Source organism: Bartonella sp. AA2SXKL, from assembly GCF_042197205.1.
Classification (GTDB): domain Bacteria; phylum Pseudomonadota; class Alphaproteobacteria; order Rhizobiales; family Rhizobiaceae; genus Bartonella.
The window spans coordinates 1-229 of record NZ_JBHIRN010000276.1 but is presented as its reverse complement, the minus strand read 5'-3'; the positions used below and the strand labels follow the sequence as shown (position 1 = coordinate 229).

The 229-nt window shown below is 39.7% G+C and carries 1 protein-coding gene; it reads right to left on the bottom strand.

The window, feature by feature from the left end; translation table 11 throughout:
• A partial coding sequence (locus tag ACFINS_RS11215; RefSeq protein ID WP_375706313.1) for an AAA family ATPase occupies positions 1 to 229 on the bottom strand: 229 nt, incomplete at both ends.

Below are 229 nucleotides of genomic sequence, written 5' to 3'. Positions count from 1 at the left end.
GACTATTTTACGATTAATAACAAAAGCAGATTTCAGATTTTCTTTATAAACACGTGCTTCGTCAATAAGCTTTACAATCCCATCAGCCGCCCAAATATCATATGGGCTAGGTTGCACTGGAATAAGCACGAAGTCCGAAGCCATAAGAGCACTGCGTGCAAGATCAGTTACACGTGGAGGACCGTCGATAATGATATGATCATAGTTATGACCAATCTGTGTAATTTCT